The organism is Cupriavidus necator, from assembly GCF_013141915.1.
Lineage (GTDB): Bacteria > Pseudomonadota > Gammaproteobacteria > Burkholderiales > Burkholderiaceae > Cupriavidus > Cupriavidus necator_B.
The window spans coordinates 103,159-125,088 of sequence record NZ_SROX01000007.1; the positions used below are offsets into that span (position 1 = coordinate 103,159).

20 protein-coding genes are annotated in these 21,930 nt (G+C 68.6%); 8 read left to right on the top strand and 12 right to left on the bottom strand.

Features of this window, described 5'->3' with window-relative positions; genetic code table 11:
* Window positions 1-71 precede the first annotated feature (71 nt).
* The gene (locus E5S69_RS15130; protein WP_236901348.1) at window positions 72-1,169 is read left to right on the top strand and encodes a hypothetical protein; all 1,098 of its coding nucleotides are present in this window, start codon (window positions 72-74) and stop codon (window positions 1,167-1,169) included.
* Between the two features lie 13 nt (window positions 1,170-1,182).
* The gene (locus E5S69_RS15135) at window positions 1,183-2,319 is read left to right on the top strand and encodes a BamA/TamA family outer membrane protein (protein WP_171515469.1); all 1,137 of its coding nucleotides are present in this window, start codon (window positions 1,183-1,185) and stop codon (window positions 2,317-2,319) included.
* 36 nt (window positions 2,320-2,355) lie between these two features.
* Here the strand turns inward: E5S69_RS15135 and cysK are convergent, their stop codons facing one another.
* The gene (gene cysK / locus E5S69_RS15140; RefSeq protein WP_171515470.1) at window positions 2,356-3,273 is read right to left on the bottom strand and encodes a cysteine synthase A; all 918 of its coding nucleotides are present in this window, start codon (window positions 3,271-3,273) and stop codon (window positions 2,356-2,358) included.
* Window positions 3,274-3,468: 195 nt separating this feature from the next.
* Here cysK and E5S69_RS15145 point away from each other — a divergent pair, with 195 nt between their 5' ends.
* Window positions 3,469-4,236, top strand: coding sequence for a sulfite exporter TauE/SafE family protein (locus E5S69_RS15145; protein ID WP_171515471.1), 768 nt, complete (start codon window positions 3,469-3,471; stop codon window positions 4,234-4,236).
* Window positions 4,237-4,251: 15 nt separating this feature from the next.
* Here the strand turns inward: E5S69_RS15145 and E5S69_RS15150 are convergent, their stop codons facing one another.
* The 3 genes from E5S69_RS15150 to E5S69_RS15160 form a co-directional block, all read right to left on the bottom strand.
* A complete protein-coding gene (locus E5S69_RS15150) occupies window positions 4,252-4,869 on the bottom strand; it encodes a DUF938 domain-containing protein (protein ID WP_171515472.1) in 618 nt (205 codons plus the stop codon).
* A gap of 95 nt (window positions 4,870-4,964) precedes the next feature.
* Complete coding sequence (locus tag E5S69_RS15155) at window positions 4,965-6,422, bottom strand: alpha/beta hydrolase family protein (protein WP_171515473.1); 1,458 nt, start codon at window positions 6,420-6,422, stop codon at window positions 4,965-4,967.
* Window positions 6,423-6,702: 280 nt separating this feature from the next.
* Window positions 6,703-8,697: a PhoX family protein gene (locus tag E5S69_RS15160; RefSeq protein WP_171515474.1), complete on the bottom strand. Its 1,995-nt coding sequence runs from the start codon at window positions 8,695-8,697 to the stop codon at window positions 6,703-6,705.
* Window positions 8,698-8,961: 264 nt separating this feature from the next.
* Between E5S69_RS15160 and E5S69_RS15165 the strand changes: the two genes are divergently transcribed.
* Together E5S69_RS15165 and E5S69_RS15170 are read left to right on the top strand one after the other, a co-directional pair.
* Window positions 8,962-9,579, top strand: coding sequence for an IMPACT family protein (locus E5S69_RS15165; protein ID WP_171515475.1), 618 nt, complete (start codon window positions 8,962-8,964; stop codon window positions 9,577-9,579).
* Window positions 9,572-9,880, top strand: coding sequence for a 2Fe-2S iron-sulfur cluster-binding protein (locus tag E5S69_RS15170; protein ID WP_171515476.1), 309 nt, complete (start codon window positions 9,572-9,574; stop codon window positions 9,878-9,880). Before E5S69_RS15165 ends, E5S69_RS15170 begins: the two co-directional genes overlap by 8 nt.
* Window positions 9,881-9,886: 6 nt before the next feature.
* Here E5S69_RS15170 and E5S69_RS15175 read toward each other — a convergent pair whose 3' ends face one another.
* The 3 genes from E5S69_RS15175 to E5S69_RS15185 all read right to left on the bottom strand — a co-directional run bounded on the left by E5S69_RS15175 (window position 9,887) and on the right by E5S69_RS15185 (window position 11,679).
* The gene (locus E5S69_RS15175) at window positions 9,887-10,273 is read right to left on the bottom strand and encodes a type II toxin-antitoxin system VapC family toxin (protein ID WP_171515477.1); all 387 of its coding nucleotides are present in this window, start codon (window positions 10,271-10,273) and stop codon (window positions 9,887-9,889) included.
* On the bottom strand, window positions 10,270-10,515 hold the full coding sequence (locus E5S69_RS15180) for a type II toxin-antitoxin system Phd/YefM family antitoxin (protein ID WP_116297039.1): 246 nt from the start codon (window positions 10,513-10,515) through the stop codon (window positions 10,270-10,272). The genes E5S69_RS15175 and E5S69_RS15180 overlap by 4 nt, the downstream gene beginning before the upstream one ends.
* A 66-nt stretch (window positions 10,516-10,581) precedes the next feature.
* Complete coding sequence (locus E5S69_RS15185) at window positions 10,582-11,679, bottom strand: alpha/beta hydrolase family esterase (protein WP_171515478.1); 1,098 nt, start codon at window positions 11,677-11,679, stop codon at window positions 10,582-10,584.
* 131 nt (window positions 11,680-11,810) lie between these two features.
* Between E5S69_RS15185 and E5S69_RS15190 the strand changes: the two genes are divergently transcribed.
* Window positions 11,811-12,011: a DUF3606 domain-containing protein gene (locus E5S69_RS15190; protein WP_171515479.1), complete on the top strand. Its 201-nt coding sequence runs from the start codon at window positions 11,811-11,813 to the stop codon at window positions 12,009-12,011.
* A 61-nt stretch (window positions 12,012-12,072) separates the two neighbouring features.
* Here E5S69_RS15190 and E5S69_RS15195 read toward each other — a convergent pair whose 3' ends face one another.
* Window positions 12,073-14,586, bottom strand: coding sequence for an esterase-like activity of phytase family protein (locus tag E5S69_RS15195; RefSeq protein ID WP_171515480.1), 2,514 nt, complete (start codon window positions 14,584-14,586; stop codon window positions 12,073-12,075).
* 288 nt (window positions 14,587-14,874) lie between these two features.
* Between E5S69_RS15195 and E5S69_RS15200 the strand changes: the two genes are divergently transcribed.
* On the top strand, window positions 14,875-15,624 hold the full coding sequence (locus tag E5S69_RS15200; protein WP_171515481.1) for a carbonic anhydrase: 750 nt from the start codon (window positions 14,875-14,877) through the stop codon (window positions 15,622-15,624).
* A gap of 190 nt (window positions 15,625-15,814) precedes the next feature.
* Here the strand turns inward: E5S69_RS15200 and E5S69_RS15205 are convergent, their stop codons facing one another.
* The 3 genes from E5S69_RS15205 to E5S69_RS15215 are packed head-to-tail and all read right to left on the bottom strand — an operon-like array spanning window position 15,815 to window position 18,085.
* Window positions 15,815-16,570, bottom strand: coding sequence for a TSUP family transporter (locus E5S69_RS15205; RefSeq protein WP_171515649.1), 756 nt, complete (start codon window positions 16,568-16,570; stop codon window positions 15,815-15,817).
* 8 nt (window positions 16,571-16,578) lie between these two features.
* Entirely contained in the window at window positions 16,579-16,935 is a 357-nt protein-coding gene (locus E5S69_RS15210; RefSeq protein WP_171515482.1) for an antibiotic biosynthesis monooxygenase family protein, read from the bottom strand.
* A 16-nt stretch (window positions 16,936-16,951) separates the two neighbouring features.
* Window positions 16,952-18,085, bottom strand: coding sequence for a cytochrome P450 (locus E5S69_RS15215; protein ID WP_171515650.1), 1,134 nt, complete (start codon window positions 18,083-18,085; stop codon window positions 16,952-16,954).
* Between the two features lie 264 nt (window positions 18,086-18,349).
* Here E5S69_RS15215 and E5S69_RS15220 point away from each other — a divergent pair, with 264 nt between their 5' ends.
* Entirely contained in the window at window positions 18,350-18,745 is a 396-nt protein-coding gene (locus tag E5S69_RS15220) for a hypothetical protein (RefSeq protein ID WP_171515483.1), read from the top strand.
* Between the two features lie 15 nt (window positions 18,746-18,760).
* On the opposite strand, the gene E5S69_RS15225 is transcribed toward E5S69_RS15220, so the two are convergent.
* Window positions 18,761-21,925 carry a CusA/CzcA family heavy metal efflux RND transporter gene (locus tag E5S69_RS15225; protein ID WP_171515484.1) on the bottom strand — a complete coding sequence of 1,055 codons (3,165 nt, stop codon included), beginning with the start codon at window positions 21,923-21,925 and terminating at the stop codon, window positions 18,761-18,763.
* Window positions 21,926-21,930 lie beyond the last annotated feature (5 nt).

Sequence of the window (21,930 nt, forward strand, 5' to 3'; positions counted from 1 at the left end):
CACGCATTGCCTCGCGCGGCGCCCGCCAGTATCTTCTGGCATCGACCATGCAGACCAGCCACGGGAGAGCCATGCCGCCAGGTGCCGCCACGGCAGCCACGGAACGCCGCAGCCAGCGTGCCGCGCCCAGCGCCGGCGCGGTCGGCACCGCGGTGCTGCTGGCGGCGCTGGCATGCACGCCGATAGCCGCGCGGGCATGGGTGGCCGGCAACGGTGGCGAAGCGGCGGCCACCACCAGCGCGTTGGCAGGCGGCACCTCGGCCGGGCCCTACCGCGGCTATGTCGGTCCGCCCGCGCAGCCCGACACCGGCGAACCCGCCACCACCCCGCGCCAATGGGACCGCGCGCTGCCTTTCTTTGCCCAGCGCGTGATCGACAAGGGCTATGACCTGCCCAATCCCTATGACATCGGCTATTCGTATTTCGATGGCCACCAGCGCTACCAGCTGAGCGGGCTGAGCGTGTCGGCGGGCAGCGCGCCGGTGCGCAGCGCGGACTTCGTGCGCTTCGACCAGTCGCGCATCCGCAATACCTCGCACCAGGTCCAGGTCGGCGCGTGGCTGTTCCCGTTCATGAACGTCTATGGGATGCTCGGCACGGTGCGGGGCAGCGGCGATATCGGCATCCGCTTTTCGTCGCTGACCGAGCTGGAGCGCTTCTTCGGCATCGATGTCGGCTGCGGGGGGCGCCGGCCGCGGCCGGATTGCGCGAACCCGATCCGGCTGCCGACGCAGCATGCCAGCTACAGCGGGCACTCCTACGGCGCGGGCTTTACGCTGGTGGGCGCCTACGGCGACTTGTTCTTCTCGCTGCCGGTGACGTTCACCGTCTCCGACATCTCGATGTCCGACACACCGGTGAAGTCGCTCAATATCGGCCCGCGCGTGGGCTGGAATCTCCGGCTGGGCCGCTTCGGCGTGCTGACACCCTATGTGGGTGCCACCTGGTTCCGCACCCACGCCAGCATCACCGGGCATTTCGACGTGCCGGTGCCGGGCAGCGACCAGACCCAACGCCTGAACTACCAGATCGATGAAAAAGTGGCGGGTGCCTGGAGCGGCTCGGTCGGCATGAACTGGACCATCAACAAGTACGTCGGGCTGCTGGTGGAAGTCGGCTACGGCTACAACCGCAACAACGTGATCGCCACCGGATTTCTCCGCTTCTGACGCTGCCCAGGCCATGTCCGCGCTGCACCGCTGTCTCGCCGCCACCCTCGCCCTGCTGTGCGCCGGCGCGCCCGCGCACGCCGACGAGCCGGGCTGGATGGACCGGCTGCTGACGCGGCTGGGCGCGTCCAGCCAGGTCGACCTGAGCCACGGCATGGACTGGGGCGTGTTGCCGGGGCCGTTCTACAACCCGGAAATGGGGCTTGGGCTGGGCATGGCGGCGATCGGGCTGTACAAGCCGCCCAACGCGCAGGCCGACACGCAGGTCTCCACGCTCAACCTGCACGGCTTTATCACCACGCGCGGCGCCGTCGGGCTGGGCGTGGACAACACCACCTTCTTTGCCGACGACAGCTACCGCTTGGTGGTCACCGGCGCGGTGCTCAACATGCCGACGTCCTATTGGGGCATCGGCTACGACCGCGCCAGCGACGACGCCAACCAGGAGGGCTATACCCGCCGCGAGTTCTTCCTGCAGCCGCGCATGCTGGTGCGGGTGCGGCCCAACACCTATGTCGGCGCCGGCTTCTCGGTGCAGAACGACGACGCCAACAGCCTGCAGCGCGGCGCCGCCAGCGCGCTGGCCACCGATCCCAACGGGCCGCATGTGTTCAGCGCCGGCGTGACCGCGCATTTCTCGTACGACACGCGCGACTTCCTGCCCAACCCCTACGCCGGCCAGGCGCTGATCGCCAACGCCGCGGTGTACCGGCGCGGGCTCGGCAGCAATACCGATTTCGAGACGCTGGAATGGAGCTATGACCGCTACCACCGCCTGCGCGGTCGCGATGTGCTGGCGTTCGACCTCTACGGCCGCTTCAGCTGGGGCGACGTGCCGTGGAACATGCTGTCGCAGCTCGGCGACAACAAGCGCATGCGCGGCTATTTCCTGGGGCAGTACCGCGACCGCAACGTGGTCATGACGCAGGTGGAATACCGGCTGCATATCGCCGGCCGGCAGGGCATGGTGTTCTGGGCCGGCGCCGGGGCGATTGCGCCCAAGCCGGGCGACCTGCCCTCGGCGCACTGGCTGCCGAACGCCGGCATCGGCTACCGCTTCGAGTTCAAGCCACGCGTCAACGTGCGCCTCGATGCCGGCTTCGGCCGGCGCACGCGCGGGGTCTACTTCCAGATCAACGAAGCGTTCTGAGCGCCCGGTGCCGTGCGCTCGGAACGCTGAAGCCCCTCAGGCGGGCAGGAACCCCTCGACCGTCAGGTAACGCTCGCCGGTGTCGTAGTTGAAGCCCAGCACGCGCGCGTTGGCCGGCAGTTCGGGCAGCTTCTGCGCAATCGCCGCCAGGGTCGCCCCCGACGAGATCCCGACCAGGATGCCTTCCTCGCGCGCGCAGCGGCGCGCCATCTCGCGCGCGGGCTCGGCATCGACCTGGATCACGCCGTCGAGCAACGCGGTGTCGAGGTTCTTCGGGATAAAACCCGCGCCGATGCCCTGGATCGGATGCGGCGCCGGCGCGCCGCCGGAGATCACCGGGGACGCCACCGGCTCGACGCCGAACACCTTCAGTTGCGGCCATTTTTCCTTGAGCACCCTGGCGCAACCGGTCAGGTGGCCGCCGGTGCCGACGCCGGTGATGAGCGCGTCCAGCCCCTCAGGGAAGTCGTTCAGGATCTCCTGCGCGGTGGTGCGTGCGTGCACATCGGCATTGGCGGGGTTCTCGAACTGCTGCGGCATCCATGCGCCCGGGGTGGCGGCGACCAGCTCCTCGGCGCGCGCGATCGCGCCCTTCATGCCTTTCTCGCGCGGGGTCAGGTCGAAGGTGGCGCCATAGGCCAGCATCAGCCGGCGGCGCTCCACCGACATGCTGTCTGGCATCACCAGCACCAGCCTGTAGCCCTTGACCGCGGCCACCATGGCCAGGCCGATGCCGGTGTTGCCCGAGGTCGGCTCGACGATGGTGCCGCCGGGCTTGAGCACGCCGCGGCGTTCGGCGTCTTCCACCATTGCCAGCGCGATGCGGTCCTTGATCGAGGCCCCCGGGTTGCTGCGCTCAGACTTGATCCAGACCTCATGGCCGTTGCCGAACAGCCGGTTAATGCGGATATGCGGGGTATTGCCGATCGTCTGCAGGATGTTCTGGACCTTCATCGTGTTCTCCGTGGCGGGGTGCATAGCGGATGCGATGCGGCACGCCGGGCAGGCGGCGCAGGGCAAGGATCAAATGACCCCGAGATTTTAGTGCAAAGCGCCGCCCGGGCCGCTCGCGTATGATTGAGGCCGCCGCGCCTTGCCCCCGCTTTCTCCGGAATCCGGCCTGAAATCCCCGCATTGCCCCTTGCCCTGATGCCTGACCACCTGCTGCTGTCCTCCCTGCTGATCTTCGGACTCGGTGGTTTGCTCGGCGCGGTGGGCGGGCTGTTCGGCATCGGCGGCGGGCTGATTGCGATTCCGGCGCTGGGCCTGCTGTTCGGCATGGACCAGCAGCTGGCGCAGGGCACTGCGCTGGTGATGATCGCGCCCAACGTGCTGATCGGCTTCTGGCAGTACCGCAAGCGCGCCGACATTGCGCTGCGCACGGCGGTGGTGCTCGGGTTGTCGGCGGTGCTGGCAACCTGGCTGGCGGCGCGCGCAGCCACCGCGATGGACGCCCAGTTGCTGCGGCAGATCTTTGCGCTGTTCATGATCGGCATGGCGCTGTACTTCCTGTGGCGGCTGCTGCCGGGGCGCGCGGTGACGGCGCAACAGGCCCGCCTCTCGCCCCGCTGGATACCGCTGGTGGGCGTGGTGGGCGGCTTGTTCTCGGGCTTCTTCAGCGTGGGCGGCGGCGTGGTGGCCGCGCCGGCGCTGGTGGGCCTGTTCGGGCTGCGCCAGGCGGCGGCACAGGGCCTGGCGCTGGCGCTGGTGACGCCGGGCGCGGTGGTGGCGCTGGCCACCTATGCCCATGCCGGCCACGTCGACTGGGCCAGCGGCATTCCGTTGTCGCTGGGCGGCATGCTGACCATCTCATGGGGCGTGGCGCTGGCGCACCGGATGCCCGAGCGCCGCCTGCGCGCGTGGTTCGCGGTGTGCCTGATCGCCACCGCGGTGGTGTTGCTGGTGCGCGGCGGCTGAACCCCGCGCGGGGCGTTATTTGCGCAGCACCAGGCAGAAGTTGTTGGCCGGCATCGGCACCGGCTCATCGCAGCGCAGGCCCTGCGCCGCGCCCAGCGCGATCACGGCTTCCATGTCGCGCACGCCCCAGTCGGGGTCGGTGGCGCGCAGCTGCGCGTCGAAGGCGGCGTTGCTGGGCGCGGTGTGCGCGCCGCCGCGACGATAAGGGCCGTACAGGAACAGCACGCCACCGGGGCCCAGCAGCTTGCCGGCGCCGGCGAACAGCGCCTCGGCCGCGGCCCACGGCGCGATATGGATCATGTTGATGCAGACCACCGCGTCCGCGGCGTCGATGCCCCACGGCTGGCGGCAGACATCCAGCGCCAGCGGCGCGCGCACATTGGCCAGCCCGGCGTGCGCGGTCCAGGCGGCGATCGACGCGCGCGCGGCCTCGTCCGGATCGCTAGGTTGCCAGGTCAGCCCCGGCAGCGCCGCGGCAAAGTGCACGGCATGCTGCCCGGTGCCGCTGGCAATTTCCAGCACCGTGCCGCGGGCGGGCAGCACCTGGCGCAGCACGGCGAGGATGGGTTCGCGGTTGCGGTCGGTGGCGGGCGCCATGCGGCGCGCGTCGGGGTCGTGGGTCGGTCCGGTCATGATGGCAGGGGCAGGGGGGCAAGGGAATGGGCCCTAGCGTAGCAGAATCGGCGCGCGGGCCGGCCGCGCGCCGCGTGGCCGATCGGCTTTGGCGATCAGCCGGGCGTGCACGGGAACGCCTGCGCCACCGAGGGCCGCAGCGCCGCCGTGGTCGGGCTTTCCTCGCCGCTCACCAGCGTGTTGTCGGTGAACTTGCAGCCGTAGGCGGGACTGGCCACGATGGCGGCGTCCAGCACCTCGTCGCCGGCCGGCTTCACGCCGTTCTGCTCCCAGTTGACCATGTCGTCGAAGGCCCTGGCCTGTTCGGCCACGGTGAAGTCGCAATGGCTCACGCCGCGGATGGCGCGCTGCACCAGCCATTGCGCGGTGCCGTTGGCATCGGCGCGGCGCTTGTAGATCTGCTCCATGCTGAACGGCACGTACATGTCGCCCAGCGTATGCAGCGTCACCACCGGCACGCCGATGCGCGCATTGGTCCGCGGAATCCACCGCAGGCCGTCGCTGCGCGGGCGATTGGCGTCGGCGCTGCCGGTCACGCGGAAGATGCCCGCGTTGAACGACTGCTCCGCCGGCGACTGCGCCGGGTCATTGTCGAACTGGAAGGTGATGCCGGTGGTGTTGACCACGTTCTGCGTCAGGATGCCGTTGACCGTGCCGTCCTGGCCGAAGGTGCTCCACACCGCGTCCTGCAGCGCCTGCGCGCCCGGACCGCCGAAGCCCCAGTCGAACAATGGCCGCTGACCGCCGGTCAGGTTGCGCACGATCGCCTTGAGGGTATCGCCCGGCGCCGTCGTCTGGCCGGGGTAGGTGGTGAACAGCGCCGCGCGCACCGCCGGGGCAACCTGCGCCCAGTTGGCCGCCGGCCACGCCGTCACCGGATAGCCGGCCAGTTGCTGGGCCGCGGTCTGGTAGGCGCCGAAATAATTGAACAGCTCGGTATCGCCCAGCACGCCGCACATCGGCACCGCGCCGTGGTAACGCACCTTGTGGTTGGCGGCCTGGATGTTCTCGTCATCGACCGCGGCGGCCGAGACATGGCCGCCCATCGAATGGCCGATGATGTAGGTGCGCGCCGGCGCCGACAGCGAGCGCCCGTTCTGTGCGGCAATGCGGGTAAAGGCCAGCGCCAGCGCGTTGGTGTCTTCCAGGCCGGCGCGCACGTCATAGTAGTTCTTCGCGTAGCTCGACGCGGCCCAGGCGTAGCCGTTTTCCAGCAGGTGCCGGCGGATGCTGGGCAAAGTCACCGCCAGCGCCGCGCCGGTGCCCGCATAGCCGTGCGCGTACATCACCAGCCGGCCGTTCCAGTTCTTTGGTACTTCGATGCGGTAGCCGGCGCCATCCTGCACGCCCCACCAGCGGTCCGCATCGGGCGCGCCGGCCAGCGCCGCGAACGGCAGCGTGGCCGCATCCATGGTGAAAGCGCGGTCGTCCTGCGGCCGCTTTTCTTCGGCCTGCGGCGGATTCTGCGCCGGCGCATCGTCATCGCCGCCGCAACCGTACAGCAGCGTGGCGGCGAGGCACAGCATCGCGGCTTTCCCGACAGTTCGTTTCATGCCCTGGTCTCCTTTGTCATGCGGATCTTGTTGTCCTGGCGGATGGCGCGCCGGCAGCGAAGTGCCGTGGCCGACGCCCCCACCACTGTAGGACACGGTGGCGCATCCCGCATGGAGGCAATCCTCGGCACGCTGCGACGCTTGCAACGGGTGGGGGTTACCCCCGGCTCGCGTGAACCGGCGCTGCGTGTTATCGCACCGGGGGCGTACGGCAGATGAGCGCGCCAATGCAAACGGCGAGCCGAAGCCCGCCGTCCTTATTGCCGCACGCTGCCGCGCGTCAGGCCTTGGCCAGCCTGAGGCCGGTCGGGTCGCCGGTCAGGTAGCCGACGGCCGCGCCGAAGCGGTCCTTGTAGTTGGCGCGCACCAGCGGATCGAGTTGCGCCTTCACCTTGTCGTGCAGCGGCGATTCCCAGTCGCCAACGTGCTGGAAGTTGCTCATCACGTAGGTCCAGCCATTGATCTCGTCCACCGCATGCAGGCCGGTCGATTCAGCGCCGACCGGGCACGACAGCACGCGGCTGAGCACCTTGGTGTCGACGTTGTACGCCCACAGGAAATTGTTGACGTGGGTGTTGCTGTCTTCGCCGACGAACAGCGTGCGCAGCTTCTCCGAGAACTTCAGGTTGTCCGGCGTGGCCACCTTGTCGGGGTTGGCAAAGTTGCCGAGCGCGTCCTGCTGCTTCATCTTGCCGCCGCCGAGGTCTTCGCTGACCAGCGCCGGCACCGCGGCCATGTCGACCGGCACCCATTCGCTGTTGATCGCCGCGCCGGTCTTGTCGGCCTGGCCGCCCTTCAGGTTGAGCTCATAGACCGCGCCCGAGTACGGGCCTTCGACCTGGATATCACCGGCATTGGCGGCATTGCCCGCCAGCATGCTCGATTCGATCCGGGACATCGCGGAATAGGCCTTCTTGTCCTTGATGTTGACGGTGGTGCCTTCCATCTTGGTAAAGCCCAGGCTGCCGCCGACCAGCGCGGCGTAGCGGTGGGTTTCCAGGAACGCCGCGGCCTTTTCCATGCCCGGCATCAGCTTCACCCAGTTCTGCTTGCCGTTGTAGAGGATGCGGGTATAGCTGGTGTCGGCCGGGTCGGCGGTCTTGACATCCATGATGTCGGCCAGCCGGATGCCGCCGTCGACCAGCGCGCGGATCTCGGCGCTGGTGGCGTGGCCGAGCCGGATCCACGACAGCGTGGCGCTGCCCGGGCCGGCGCCCGAGGTCTGGTTCCACTTGGCCACGTACAGCGTGCCGGCGGACAGGTCGCGCGCCTGGTCGGCGACGAACAGAAACAGGCCGCCATTGGTGGCATCGTCGCCCATCAGCACGGTGCGCTCGTCGGGCATCACCTGCACCAGCTCGTGAGAGATACGGCCCAGGCAGTAGTGCTTCTTGATGGTACCGGTGCCGTCCGGGTTGACCGTGACTTCGGGCAGGTGACCGTAGTGGTAGGCGTTGGCGCGGGCGGGGTCGCCATACAGGTTCTGGCTGTAGCCCTGCAGTTGCTTGACCGCGTTGGCATCCATCAGGTCGGTCTCGTACTCTTCGCTCGACAGATGGGTGTTCCACGGCGACAGGCTGGCGCCGCAGGTGATCCACAGGCCGTTGACCACCGAGGTGTCGACGTTGTGGTACTTGACCGGGGTCAGCTTGCCGGTGGCCGGGTCCTGGTCCAGCGTCAGCACCGCGATCGGCGACGGCAGCAGCCCGTACATGCTGACGTTGTTCTGGTTGCGCGTGGTGTATTCGAACTGCACCACCGCGAACACCGTGTTGCCCTTGACCCCCGGCACGGCCGGGTTGGCCAGCGTCAGCAGCGAGCTGCCGTCGGGCGCGTCGGAGAAGAACTGGCGTTCCTTGCCGGCTACCGAGGTATCGATGATCGGCTGGTTGCTGATGTCGTAGTAGCCGCCCGCCAGGATGGTGCCGCCCTTGCCGTCGGGCAGCGTGTCGCCGGTGATGAAGAAGGGCTGGTAGGCCAGCTTGTAGGTCTGGCTGCTGCCGTCGCTGAAGGACACCTTGAGGCTGGAGCCGACCGTGGTGGTGGCCATGGCCTCGGGCGTGGCCAGCGTGGGCGCGCTCATCGGCACGAACTCGGCGGTGGTGAAGGTGGCGGTGGCGCCCGGTGCCGGCGCCGGGGTCGGCGCGACGGCGGCATCGTCACCACCGCCGCAGCCTGCCAGCAGGCTGGTGGAGGCAAGGCCGAGCGGCAGCAGGGGCGCGCCGGCCAGCAGCTTCAGGGCCTTGCGGCGGCCAGCATTGGGTTGTTCAAGCATGTTTTCGATCCGGGGAAAGGAAGGGATGGTTGAATGCATGTTCGCGCCGGACCCGCGGGCGGAACCGGGCACCTGTTGCACAGGCGGGCGGCGGGCGTCATTGCGCACGTCCGGGCCGGATCGTAGGCTCGCTTTGTGACAGGAAGTTGACGATGCAACACAACGGTCACGACTCGCCGGGCCGCCCGACCGGCTGCGGTACACTTCTGCCTGCTTTTCCGCGGCCCGGCCGGCGCGGATTCCCTCCCCCTTGCGCCGCTGCACTTGCCCACCTACACGCTAGCCACCCCCGTCCACGCCGAGATCGAGATACGCAAGAGCCGCTTCCTGGCGCTGGCGTTGCCGGTGGCCGACCGCGATGCCGCCATGGCCGCGCTGCAGGCGCTGCGGGCCGAACACCCCACCGCCACCCACGTCTGTTGGGCACTGCTGGCCGGCGGGGCTTCGGGCATGTCCGACGACGGCGAGCCGTCCGGCACCGCCGGGCGGCCAATCCTGGAAGTGCTGCGCCACCATGATCTCGACGGCGTGCTGGCGGCAGTCGTGCGCTATTACGGTGGCGTCAAGCTGGGGGCAGGCGGGTTAGTACGGGCTTACACCGACGCGATTGCGGCCGCCTTGAAATCGGCCGAGCGCGTGGAACGTATTGCCTACGGGACCCTGACGGTGGCCGTCGACTACGCCGACGAGCCCCGTGTGCGCCGCTGGCTGGACTACGACGCGTCCGCAGGCTGCACGTTGGCCGAGACCAGCTACGGCGCGCTCGCCACGCTGGTGCTGCGCATGCCCGCGACACAGCTCGACGCCGCGCGCGACGCGTTGCGGGACGCCACCCACGGACGCGCCCGGTTTCCGCAGGTGGAGGATGACAGCCATGACTGACTTGGACGCTTCAGTCGAGAGCGCCGAATTCACCGCACAGGTGCTGCCGGGCTGTACCCCCTTCACGGCGCCGGCGGCGCTGAGCCTGCTGGAGGCGGCATTGCTCGAAGGCGTGGCGCTGCCTAATTCGTGCCGCAACGGCACCTGCCGCGCCTGTGCCAGCCGGCTGCACGCCGGGACGATCCGCTACCGGATTGAATGGCCGGGGCTGAGTCCGGACGAGAAGGACGAGGGGCTGATATTGCCCTGCGTGGCTTGTCCGACGAGTGATGTGGTGTTTGAGCCTGTGAGGCTTTGCTAGCTGCGATCAGACTAGCCGAATGGGCCCCGGGTATTGGGCAACGAGCGAGTCCGTGGTCAGCAGCGTCACGCCCTCCACGGTCGCCTGGGCAACGAGAAGCCGATCAAATGGATCCTTGTTAATCGGGGGGAGACAATCGATCGCTACTGCATGATCGCTGCGGATGGGCAGTTCAATGTAGCCGTTATCCAGCAAGCCTCTGCGCAGGACCCTGCCATTGACCTGGAAGTCCGCGCGCCCCAGGCCCTGCTTGATCGCAACCTCCCACAGGCTGGCCGGGCTGAAAAAAAGCACCGTGTCATCTCTGCTCACTAGCGACTGCGCGTCCAGCGGGAGACGCGCAGGCGTCAATGCCATCCACAGCAATAGGTGGGTATCGAGCAGCAGCTTCATGACTCGCCGCCGAACATGGCTTCGATTTCCCGCTCGCCCATGCGATCGAAATCATCGGGCACCTGCCCCTGGCCAGCCATGAATCCCAACCGCTTGATTTGGCCTTCCGCGGGCGCATTCAGCGGCACGACCTTGACAAGGGGCTTGCCAGCCTTGGCAATCACAAAAGGCTCGCCGTTGGCCGCCTGATCGACCAGCCGTGAAAGATGGGTCTTGGCCTCATGGATGTTAATGGTTTGCATGATTGCCCCCTAAACTAAGTCCACTTAGTTTAGTCCACCCATCCTCCCGCGGCAATCGCCGTTCCTCTAAGCTCCAGCCGCCAGAAAAAACCGCAACGCCAGCTTCAACCCATCCGGCCCCGCCGGATCCGAGAAGGCATGGCCCCCGGCGCCGCCGCTCCATGCGTGGGCCAGGCCTTCTACCCGCACCAGCCGCAGATAGGGCGACCGGCCTTCGTTCCAGTCGAACACATCGATGGCGCGCCGCATGCCGCGCTGGATGCGACGGGCCGGCACGCCGGCCAGGGGAAGCCCGCCCTCGGGCTGCAGGTGCATCCACATGCCGGCCGAAGCAGTGGCGTTGCTGAAGTCGACCACGTGGTCGGCATCGCCATGCAGCAGCAGCAACGGCGGCGGGCGCCGCCCCGCCAACCCGATCCGCAGCGCCTGCATGGCCTTGGCATCGGGACCGCGCTGCCCGCGCATGGCGCGCGTGGCCTGCGCGGCATTGCTGGCGCTCCATGGCACCGCGCCGGAGTGCGAGCCCACCGCGGCGAAGCGTGACGGATAGCGCAGCCCCAGCATCAGCGCCATTGCGCCGCCGGCGGACAGGCCCAGTACGCTGATGCGGTCCGCCGCCACCGGATGGCGCCGGCAGGCCTGGTCGACCAGCGCCATCAGCAGCCCGGCTTCCATGGTGCCCTGCGCGGCGGGCCGGAACCAGTTCCAGCAACGCTGTGCATTGGCCTGCGACGACTGCTCGGGCAGCAGCACCACCCAGCCCGATTCGCGCGCCACGGCAGCAGCGCGCGTGACCGCGGCAAAGCTGGCGGCGTCCTGGCCGCAGCCGTGCAGCAGCACCAGCATCGGCGCGCGCCGTGACGCGGTGGCTCCGGCGGGAACGAAGATGCGGTAGCGGCGCGGCGCCAGCGGCGCCCCCCAGGCGCCTTCCTCCCAGCGTCCGCTGCCACGGCTTTGCGGTGCCTGCACCGGCGAGACCACGCCGGACAACGCCCGCTGCGTGGCGGCCGTGACTGCAGCGGATTGCTTCACCGCGTTGCGCACGATGGCCTCGGTCATCGGCTTGGTCAGGTTCTTGTTGACGGCGCGCTGCATCTGGCGCGCATTGCGGGCGGCGGCCTGGTTCAGCGTGGACCAGAGTTTTGCGCCGGGCGAGCGGGGCATGCGGCATCCTGTCGGCTGGGTAACCGCTACATCATATGCCCTGGCGCGGCACGCCTTGCATGCCACGCGTTCCGGATGACTGCCTACAATGCAAGGGCCGTGTCGCAACGAGACACGAACCGGAGGCAAGCATGAGCGATGTGACAAGCGATTTCAGGCCCCTGGATCCGGGCCGCATCAACCTGACGGATCCGCTCGAAGTGCAATACTGGTGCAGGGAGCTTGGCTGCAGCACCAGCGCCCTGGAAAGCGCCGTCGATCAGGCGGGCGATCATATCTCCGCGGTGCGCGCCCAACTGGAACGGGCACACGCCGGCACGCGGTCCGGCTGACATCCCCGCCCGGGCGGGGACGCCCGCGCACCTTCCTTTTTTTTTGGGCCGTGGGGTTCCCTTAACCCCCTACCTTGAGCGCTTTCGGCAGCCGGATCTGGATAAACTCGCTGTCATCCGGCATCTTGCTGCCGACGTGCCGCCCCACGCTGAACGGGAAGTTGTTGTCGTCGATCACCAGCAGCGTGGTCGCGTCCAGCAGCAGCACGTCTTCAATGGTGTTGAACGGCATGCCGAACGGATCCCCCACCGCCACGTCGCCGGCGGCGCCGCCGGCGCTGATGCCGGACGGGTCGCGCAGCGCCATCAGGTTGGCCAGTTCGGACTTGGCGACGTAGTCGCCCGGCTGGCCCAGCGTCACCTGGAACAGCTTCTTGAAGCCATTCGGGTCGCCCTGCGAACCATCGCGCTCGATGACGATGCCGTCGGTGCCGTTGAACAGGATGAAGTCGCCGATATTGGTGCCCTTGTCGTCGAGCCGGTACTTGTACTGCACGCCGGTGAACGTGCGGCTGGCGATATCGAACTCCGAGATCAGCAGGGTCTTGCCGTCGTGGCCGGCCAGCGGCAGTTCCAGCAGCGGATAGAGCTTCTTGCCGTCCGGACTGATCGCCATGCCCTCGAAGCCGCCCGAGCGCTTCGCGCGCATGGGATCCGACGTCGCGGTGGCGCGGTACGGCCAGTACAGGCCTGCCATCCACGGCGTGTTGGCGCCGGCTTCGTCCTGCATGTTGGTGCCGTCGTCGCTGTTGGCCGCGTCGCCATAGATGGGGAAGTCGCCGAACAGGTACACCGTGCGGATCGCGGGGAACTTCTCCTGCACGCGCAGCAGCGTGCGGAAATCGAAGCTCTGGATATCGGCGCGCCGGGCCATGCCGGCAGCATTGATCACGCCCGCCAGCGTGTCGGCCATCGGCTCGGCGCCGACGGTGCGGTCCTTGTAGACGTTGCCCTTGCCGTCCTTGTCGCTGCGCGGGTTGAGCTTGGTCTCGATATTGAAGCGCACCGCCTGGGCGTTCTTCACGCGTTGCGCCGCCTGCGCATGATCCCTGCCGGCGCCAGTGCTGTAGTAGGCGACGTAGGCGCTGACCAGGTCGAACACATCCTGCACGCGCGGCACCACGTACGGGCTGGCGTAGCCCTTGGCGGCGGCCACTGCCGCCGATACCGGCGACAGCGCCGCATCGTTGCGCTGGCTCGGGCCGCGGAACAGCTTGTCGCAGATATAGGTGGACTGGATCTGCGCCGCGGTCAGGTTGCGGATCAGCACTTCGTCGGCGCTGCCGTACGGCGCGCCATCGGCGCGGCGGCACTTGACCGATTCGATATAGGGATCATGCTTGAGCACGGCGACGCCGTCGGCCGTGATGCCGGCATCGGTCTCCAGCGTGGTCATCAGGTTGTCCAGCGCCGCTTCCATCGCCGGCAGCGTGTTCTCCGGGCGCAGGTCGCGCGCGCCGCGATGGCCCTGCGCGTCGAACTTCGACGCATCGATCAGGCCATCGGCGCTCAGGTAGTCGCCGGCCTTGCCGTCGCCGTTGGCATCAAAGGCGGCCACGGCGGCATAGAGCAGGTCGGGCCGGTCCGAGATGATGCCGTTGACGCCGGCTCTCAGCAGTTCGGTCATCTTGGCGCTGTCGTTGACGGTCCAGGTAACCACGCTGTAGCCGGCGGCCTTGACCGAGGCCACGTCGAGCGTGTCGGACACCGCCGGTGCCAGCCCCGGCTGCGGGTTGCTGCCGCGTGCGTAGTGCGCGTCGGGGCTCGACCTGACGCCGTTGACGTCGTACTTGAGCTGCACGTAATACGGCGCGAACACCGGTGCGCGGGTGCCGCCATGCGCAAACGCATGCGCGCGCACGGCGTTCATGATGCGCACCGGCGTGGCCTCCTCGTTGAACGGGTTCTGCGGCGAGCGGACCTCCTTGCCGGGGTTCTCGAAATCCGGCAGCGGGATCGGCGCTTCGAGCAGCACGCCGTCGGCGTCGGTATGCAGCAGGAACGGGCCGAACTCGTCGCCAAACCACAGCGTGCCGTCGCTGCCGCGCTGCATGCTCTCGATATCGAAGTCGGCGCCGGTCAGCACGCGCTCGGTGGTGAACTGGTTTGCAATCGCGAACTTCACATGCCGGTTCGGATCCTTCAGCTCGATAAAGCTGCGCACCGCCACGCTGCCCGCGCCGCCGGCCGCGGTCTTGAACGCGGGCGCCACCGTGTAGACGCGCAGATTGAAGTCAGCCGAGTTTTCCAGCGAACCGTAGCCGTTGTCGGCCATCACCATGAAGCTGCCGTCCGGGTTGCGCAGCACCGCCGAGAAGCCCTGCACCGGCTGCGACGCGAACGGCGCGGCCTGTCCGTTGAGATCGCCGGTGACATAACGTCCGGACTGCGGTCCGCTGGCAAAGGTGGCGGCGGGCAGGACCGCGCGGCCCACCAGCGTGGGTGCGGTGACCGTGGGCGTGACTGCGGCGTTGTCGTTGTCGTCGCCGCCGCATGCTGCCAGCAGCGATGCCGCCACCGCGGCGCTGGCCAATGCCGCGCGGGACCGGCGCGAGGAAAAGACGCTCAGGCGCATTGCAGGGTTCCTGGAGTTGGGCAATGCGCCATGGTGGTGGGCCGATATGTCGGCTTGATGTCGCTCGCGTGACAGCATGAGCGCCATGCATCAATGCTTCGCCCGCATGCAGCCCGTACTTCCGATAAGCGCAGTGCAGACCGGAGTTCAGCAATGCCTTATTCGCCGGCCGGCAGTTTTGCTGCATGATTTCGGACCCGGGCCCGCGCCCGGCACTCAAGACTGGGACAGCTCGACAACACCACGTCGGAACACAAGGGGTTTACCAACACGAGGACGCATCGATACATGAACACCAAGCTGCCGCTTTTCACGGTTTGCGCCGCCCTGCTTGCACCGGCCGCATGGGCCGGCAATGACCCGCACTGGAGCTACACCGGCCCCACCGGCACCAGTCACTGGGCTGAGCTCAACCAGGCCTACCAGACCTGCGCGCTGGGCAAGCACCAGTCGCCCATCGATATCCGCACCGGCAAGACCCGCGCCGCAGACCTCAAGCCGATCGGCTTCGGCTACGCGGCGGCGCCCGGCACGGTGGTCAACAACGGCCATACCGTGCAGGTCAACCTGCCGGCCGCGGGACAGATCGAGCTGGACGGCGTGCCCTACAAGCTGTTGCAGTTCCACTTTCACACGCCCAGCGAAGAGAAGATCAACGGCAAGACCTATCCGCTGGTGGCGCACCTGGTGCACCAGAATGCCGAGGGCAAGCTGGCGGTGGTGGCGGTGCTGTTCAAGTCGGGCCGCGAGAACGCCGCGCTCAAACCCGTCTTTGCCAGTCTGCCGGACAGCGCCGGCGCATCGCGCGAACTCGCCGCGCCGCTGGACGTGGCGGCCATGCTGCCGGCGCAGCAGGCCTACTGGGCCTTCACCGGTTCGCTGACCACGCCGCCATGCAGCGAAGACGTGCGCTGGCAGGTGCTCAAGACGCCCGTGGAAGTCTCGCCGGCGCAGCTGGCGGCATTCCGCCGGCTCTATCCGATGAACGCGCGGCCGGTGCAGCCGCTGAATGGCCGGACGGTGCAGGCAAGCCGCTAGATATTCCCACGGCTGGGAAACTCTCCACACCGCTTGGGTACTCCCTCCCGCTTGCGGGAGAGGGTCGGGGGTGAAGGCCAGCGTATCGGCGCATTGAGGCCGGCTGGTATGCGAGTGCCTGCCCTCACCCCTGCCCCTCTCCCGCAAGCGGGAGAGGGGAGCACACCGCCCGGCAGCAACTCCTAGCCCCTCAGGACACCCCACGCATCGCCAGCTCCCCGCCCAACACCAGCAGCCCGCAGAAGAACAGCTTGCGAAACCGCTCGGCGCTGATCCGGTGCCGCAGCCACTGCCCGAGGAACATGCCGCCAAGCGCAGGCACCAGCGCCAGCGCCGACGCGCCCAGCACCGGCGTATGCAACAGCGCCCCGCCCAGCGCCAGGCTGACCGCCAGCGCGATGGTCGACACCGTGAACGACAGGCCCAGTGCCTGCACCAGGCTTTCCTTCTCCAGCCCCAGCCCTTGCAGGTAGGGCACGGCCGGAATCACGAACACGCCTGTCACCGCGGTGATGCCGCCAGTCACCAGCCCCACCAGCGGCCCCAGCCAGGGTTCCGTCCCGGCCGGCACCGTCAGTTTCACTGCCGCCAGCCCCACCACCGCGTACAGCACCAGCGCCACGCCGAGCGCGGCAGTCGCGTGCGTCATCATGCCGGCCGGCACCAGTGCCGCGCACAGCCACGTGCCGGCGCAGATGGCCGCCAGCATCGGCCACAGCCGCAGCACCAGCCGGCCAAAGCGCGGGCCGCTGAACAGCTGCACCACGTTGGTCACCATCGACGGCGCCACCAGCAGCGCCGCGGCCTGCGCGGGCGGCATCACCAGCCCGAGCAGGCCCACCGCGACCGTGGGCAGGCCCAGTCCCACCACGCCCTTGACAAAGCCTGCCAGCAGGAACGTCAGCCCGATGAATGCGGCCTGGGTGCCGATCGATTCCATCATGATCCGCCCCTTCAGCCCGCTGGGCGGTCATGCACCGCGCGGCTGTCCGCGGGCGCTTCCTCGCGCTGGTCAAGGCCGTAGTCGCGCAGCACCTGCGCCACGCGCAGCCGGTAGCCGGCAAACACGCCGCCGCGCCCCGCTGCCTGCGCCTGGCGATGGGCCAGCGTGTTGCGCCACGCGATCACCGCGGCCTCGTCGCGGAAGAACGACAGCGACAGCAGCTTGTTGGGATTGGTCAGGCTCTGGAAGCGCTCCACCGAGATAAAGCCATCGATGGCCTCGAGCTGCGGGCGCAGGTGCGCGGCGATGTCGAGGTAGCTGTCCTGCCTGCCCGGTGCGGGCTCGACCTCGAAGATGACGGCGATCATGGTTGTCTCCGTAGTATCAAAGGAAATGGGGAATGCGCGCGTTCAGGGACGGACGATAGCGGAATGCGCGCGCCAGCGCAGCCGGTTCCGCGCCCCTTGCCAGCAGCGCCGCCACCGTGGCGGCGGCCAGCGCCTGCGCCAGCCGGTCGCCGGGACACGCATGGCGGCCATGGCCGAAGGTCCACGCCCGCGCATCGTCCGCTAGGCCGCTGCACGACGCGGCGGCCAGCAGCACCAGCACCGTGTCGCCGGCCTTGACCGCGTGGCCGCATAACTCGCTATCCGCGGCGAGGAAGCGGCGCGTGTTCTGCACCGGCGGATCGTCCTGCGCGACGCGCGCCACCACGTGCTCCAGCACATCGCCAGTGGATGCGCCGCGTCCCAGCCGCAGCAGGGTATTGCCCGCCAGCGCGGCGCTCGCTTCGCACGCCTGCACCAGCAGGCCGATGATGTTGGCATCCACCGCTTGCGGCTCGATGCCGGCGCGTTGGGCCGCAGCCCGCAGCACCTGCAGCGGCCCTCCGGCGGGCGGCAGGCCGGCGAGCCACTGGCCCAGCCATTGGGCGGCCTCGGCACCCGCCGTCACCGCCTGCGCATCGGCCAATGGCGATTGCGCCGCGGCGAATGCCGCGACATGGTGGGCGACCTGCGTAGCGTTGCCGCGCGCGCCGGCGGCATCCACTACCGGCAGGCCGAGCCGATCCGCCAGCGTCACCACCGGCAGCGTGAACAGCCAGCGATTGACGCGATCGCCGGACATCGCGGCGCGCGGCGCATCGTCTGGCTCCATCCGGCGCGCCAGCGCGCGGGCCCGCTGCGCCGCCGTGGCCGGATCGATGGCTGCCAGCATCGGCACCAGCAAGGCTTTCAGCGGTGCGTGCGGGGCGCCGTCGTTCATGCGCACCAGCCGGCCGAACAGGGCGCCCGCGGCGGTGCCGGCCAGGGGCGGCGGTACTGGCTGCGCCGGCGGCCGAACACGGCAGTCGGGATGCGCCAGCACGGCCGCGACTTCAGCCGGTCCGGCCGCTACCCACAGGTCCAGCCGCGCATCACGGAAGAAGCGCCGGCTGGCGGCCAGTTCACGGTAATACGGGTACGGATCGGGATGGGTGACCGCGCTCAGCGGGTCGATCCCGGCGGTCTCTTCCATCTCTGCAATGCGACTCTGGTTCATGGTGGCGCGAACGGTGGGTGCCGCGGTGGCGGCGATCGGCGCGCCGCGGTGTCCGGCGCACATGCGCATCATGCCGCCCGGCGACCAGGCAAAGCTTCATGGCGGCGTGAACTGTCGAATGCGGGCCGGCAAATGGATGTATGCTTCAGGCACGGCGTGCCGCGCCCACGGGCGGCAACGCTGGCACCATGGCTTCCCCACGTTGTCAGACCACGCCGGACCAAGTACGGCGGTGGCGACATGAAGCGTGTTCACGCACTGGTTGTGGCTGGCACCCTGTTGTCGGCATGCGTGTCGACGGGCGTGGACGTGAAGTCCGAGCAACTGTCGAACTTCCTGCCCGGCTTCTCCACCCTTGACCAAGTCACCGCGCAGCTGGGACCGCCGTCGTCGCGGGCCACGCTGCACGACGGGTCCACCATCTTGGTCTATTCGTTCGCGACGTCGCAACCCCATCCGGAGAGCTTCATTCCGTTCATCGGGCCGCTGTTTTCCGGCGGCGCGATCCGGTCTTCGACGGTGCTGTTCGAGTTCGACCAGAACAGCGTGCTCAGGAGCCAGCGCCGGACCACGTCGAGCGGCGTCTCCGGGTGGAGCGTGCTGACACCCGGCGCGCTGCCGGGTACGCCCCGATGAGATCCGCCATCGGTTTCAAGCCAGTTCCCCTTCGCCCCGCACCGCCGCCGTCACCGGCCCGTCGTTGCGGTGCGCGAGCCGGTACAGCACCGGCAACACCAGCAACGTCAGCGCCGTCGACGACAGAATGCCGCCGATCACCACCGTTGCCAGCGGGCGCTGTACTTCCGCCCCCGTGCCGGTGGCCAGCGCCATCGGCATGAAGCCGAGCGAAGCCACCAGCGCCGTCATCAGCACCGGACGCAGGCGCGTCAGCGCGCCCTCTCGAATGGCGTGATCCAGCCCGTGGCCGGCCTCGCGCAGCGAGCGGATAAACGACAGCATCACCAGCCCGTTGAGCACCGCGACCCCGCACAACGCGATAAACCCCACCGCCGCCGAGATCGACAACGGGATGCCACGCAGCCACAGCGCCAGGATGCCGCCGGTCAGCGCGAACGGAATGCCGGTGAAAACCAGCAACCCGTCTTTCACATTGCCGAACATGGCGAACAGCAGCACAAACACCAGCCCCAGCGCCAGCGGCACCACCACGCGCAGCCGTGCGGTGGCGGACTGCAATTGCTCGAAGGTGCCGCCCCAGCTGGTCCAGTAGCCGGCCGGGACCGGTACACGCGCGTGGATCGCGGCCTCGGCCTCGGGCACGAAGCTGCCGATATCACGCCCGCGCACATTGGCGCTGACCACGATGCGACGCTTGCCGTTCTCGCGCGAGACCTGGTTGGGGCCCGGCGCGATCTCCACGCTGGCGACTTCGCTCAGCGGGATATAGCTGGTGCGCGCGCCGGCGTCCCTCGGCAGGGCCACCGGCAAGCGCCGCAGCGTGTCCACGTCCGCGCGCACGGCCTCGGGCAGGCGCACCACGATATCGAAGCGCCGGTCGCCGCTGAAGAAGGTGCCGGACACCTTGCCGCCGATCGCAATCGATACCGTTTCCTGGATCTCGCGCAGGTTCAGCCCGTAGCGCGCGGCCTGGTTGCGGTCGATCTGCACCGTCAGCATTGGCAAGCCGGTGGTCTGCTCGACCTTGACCTCGGCCGCGCCGGGGATGCCCTGCAGCACCGCGGCGATCTGATTGGCAGTCTGCTCCAGCACCGCGTTGTCGTCGCCGAACACCTTGACCGCCACGTCCGAGCGCACGCCCGAGATCAGCTCGTTGAAGCGCAGCTGGATCGGCTGCGAGAACTCATAGTTGTTGCCCGGCAGCTTGCCCACTTCCGCGCGGATCGCGGCGATCAGCGCGTCGCGCGTGCGGCGCGGCGCGGGCCATTGCGCCTCGGGCTTGAGCATGATGTAGCCGTCGGAGATATTCGGCGGCATCGGGTCCGAGGCAATCTCCGCGGTGCCGGTGCGGGCAAAGATGCGCTCGATCTCCGGGAACTTGGCCTTGAGCGCGGTTTCCACCTGCTGCTGCATCGCTACCGATTGCGTCAGGCTGGTGCCCGGAATGCGCAGCGCCTGCAGCGCAAGGTCGCCTTCGTTGAGGCTGGGCACGAATTCACTGCCCAGGCGCGTGGCCATCGCCAGGCATAACACCACGGCCACGCCGGCACCGGCCAGCACCACCAGCGTGGCGGCCAGCGCCCGCTCCAGCAGCACCGCGTAGCGGCGGCGCGCCCACGCCATCAGCCGGTTTTCGCGCTCGGCCACGCGGTTGCCGATAAACAGTGCCACCGCCGCGGGCACGAAGGTCACCGACAGTGCCATCGCCCCCAGCAGCGCCAGCACCACGGTAAAGGCCATCGGATGGAACATCTTGCCTTCGACCCCGGTCAGCGCAAAGATCGGCAGGTACACCACCATGATGATCAGCTGCCCATACAGCAGCGGCCGGCGCGCCTCGCGCGCCGCGGCAAAGACCTCGTGCTGGCGTTCGTCGCGCGTGAGCGCGCGTCCCTGGCGGGCCTGCGCATGGGCCAGCCGGCGCACGCAGTTTTCGACGATCACCACCGCGCCGTCGACGATGATGCCGAAGTCCAGCGCGCCCAGGCTCATCAGGTTGGCGCTGATGCGGTAGTGCACCATGCCCGTGAAGGTGAACAGCATCGACAGCGGAATCACCAGCGCGGTGATCAGCGCCGCGGGCAAGTTGCCCAGGAACAGGAACAGGATGGCGATCACCAGCACCGCCCCTTCCAGCAGGTTTTTCTTCACCGTGGCGATGGCCTTGTCGACCAGCGTGGTGCGGTCGTACACGGTGACGGCCTTCACTCCGGCCGGCAGCGTACGATTGATCTCGGCCATCTTGCGGTCCACCGCCTGCGACACCGTGCGGCTGTTCTCGCCGATCAGCATGAACACGGTGCCCAGCACCACCTCGCGGCCGTTCTCGGTGGCCGCGCCGGTGCGCAGCTCACCGCCGGTCTGCACCGTGGCCACGTCGCGCACGCGGATCGGCTGGCCCTGCGCGCTGCCGACGATCACGTCGTCGATGTCGTCGAGCGAGCGCACCTGGCCCGGCACGCGCACCAGGTACTGCTCGCCGCGGCGCTCGATATAGCCGGCGCCGACGTTGTCGTTGTTCTTCTCCAGCGCGCCCACCACATCGGCCAGCGACAGCCCGTGCGACGCCATGCGTTCCAGGTCCGGCGCCACCACGTAGGCGCGCGCATGACCCCCGATGGCGTTGACCTCGGTCACGCCCGGCACATTGCGCAGCTGCGGCCGGATCACCCAGTCCTGGATCTCGCGCAGGTCCGACAGCGTGTAGGGCGTGCCATCGGTCTTGCGCGCGCCGGGGTCAGCCTCGACGGTCCACAGGTAGATCTCGCCGAGCCCGGTCGAGATCGGCCCCATCGCGGGCGTGATGCCGGCGGGCAGCTGGTCGCGCGCCTGCTGGATGCGCTGGTTGACCAGTTGGCGCGCAAAATGGATATCGGTGCCGTCGCGGAAGATCACCGTCACCTGCGACAGCCCGTAGCGCGACAGCGAGCGGGTCTGCTCCAGCCCGGGCAGGCCCGCCATCACGGTCTCGACCGGGTACGTGATGCGCTGCTCGGTCTCCAGCGGCGAATAGCCCGGCGCGGCGGTGTTGATCTGCACCTGCACGTTGGTGATGTCGGGCACCGCGTCGATCGGCAGTCGGGTATAGCTGTACAGGCCCAGCGCGGCCATGCCCAGCACCGCCAGCAGCACCAGCCAGCGTTGCGCAATGGCAAAGCGGATCAGGCGTTCGAACATGCGCG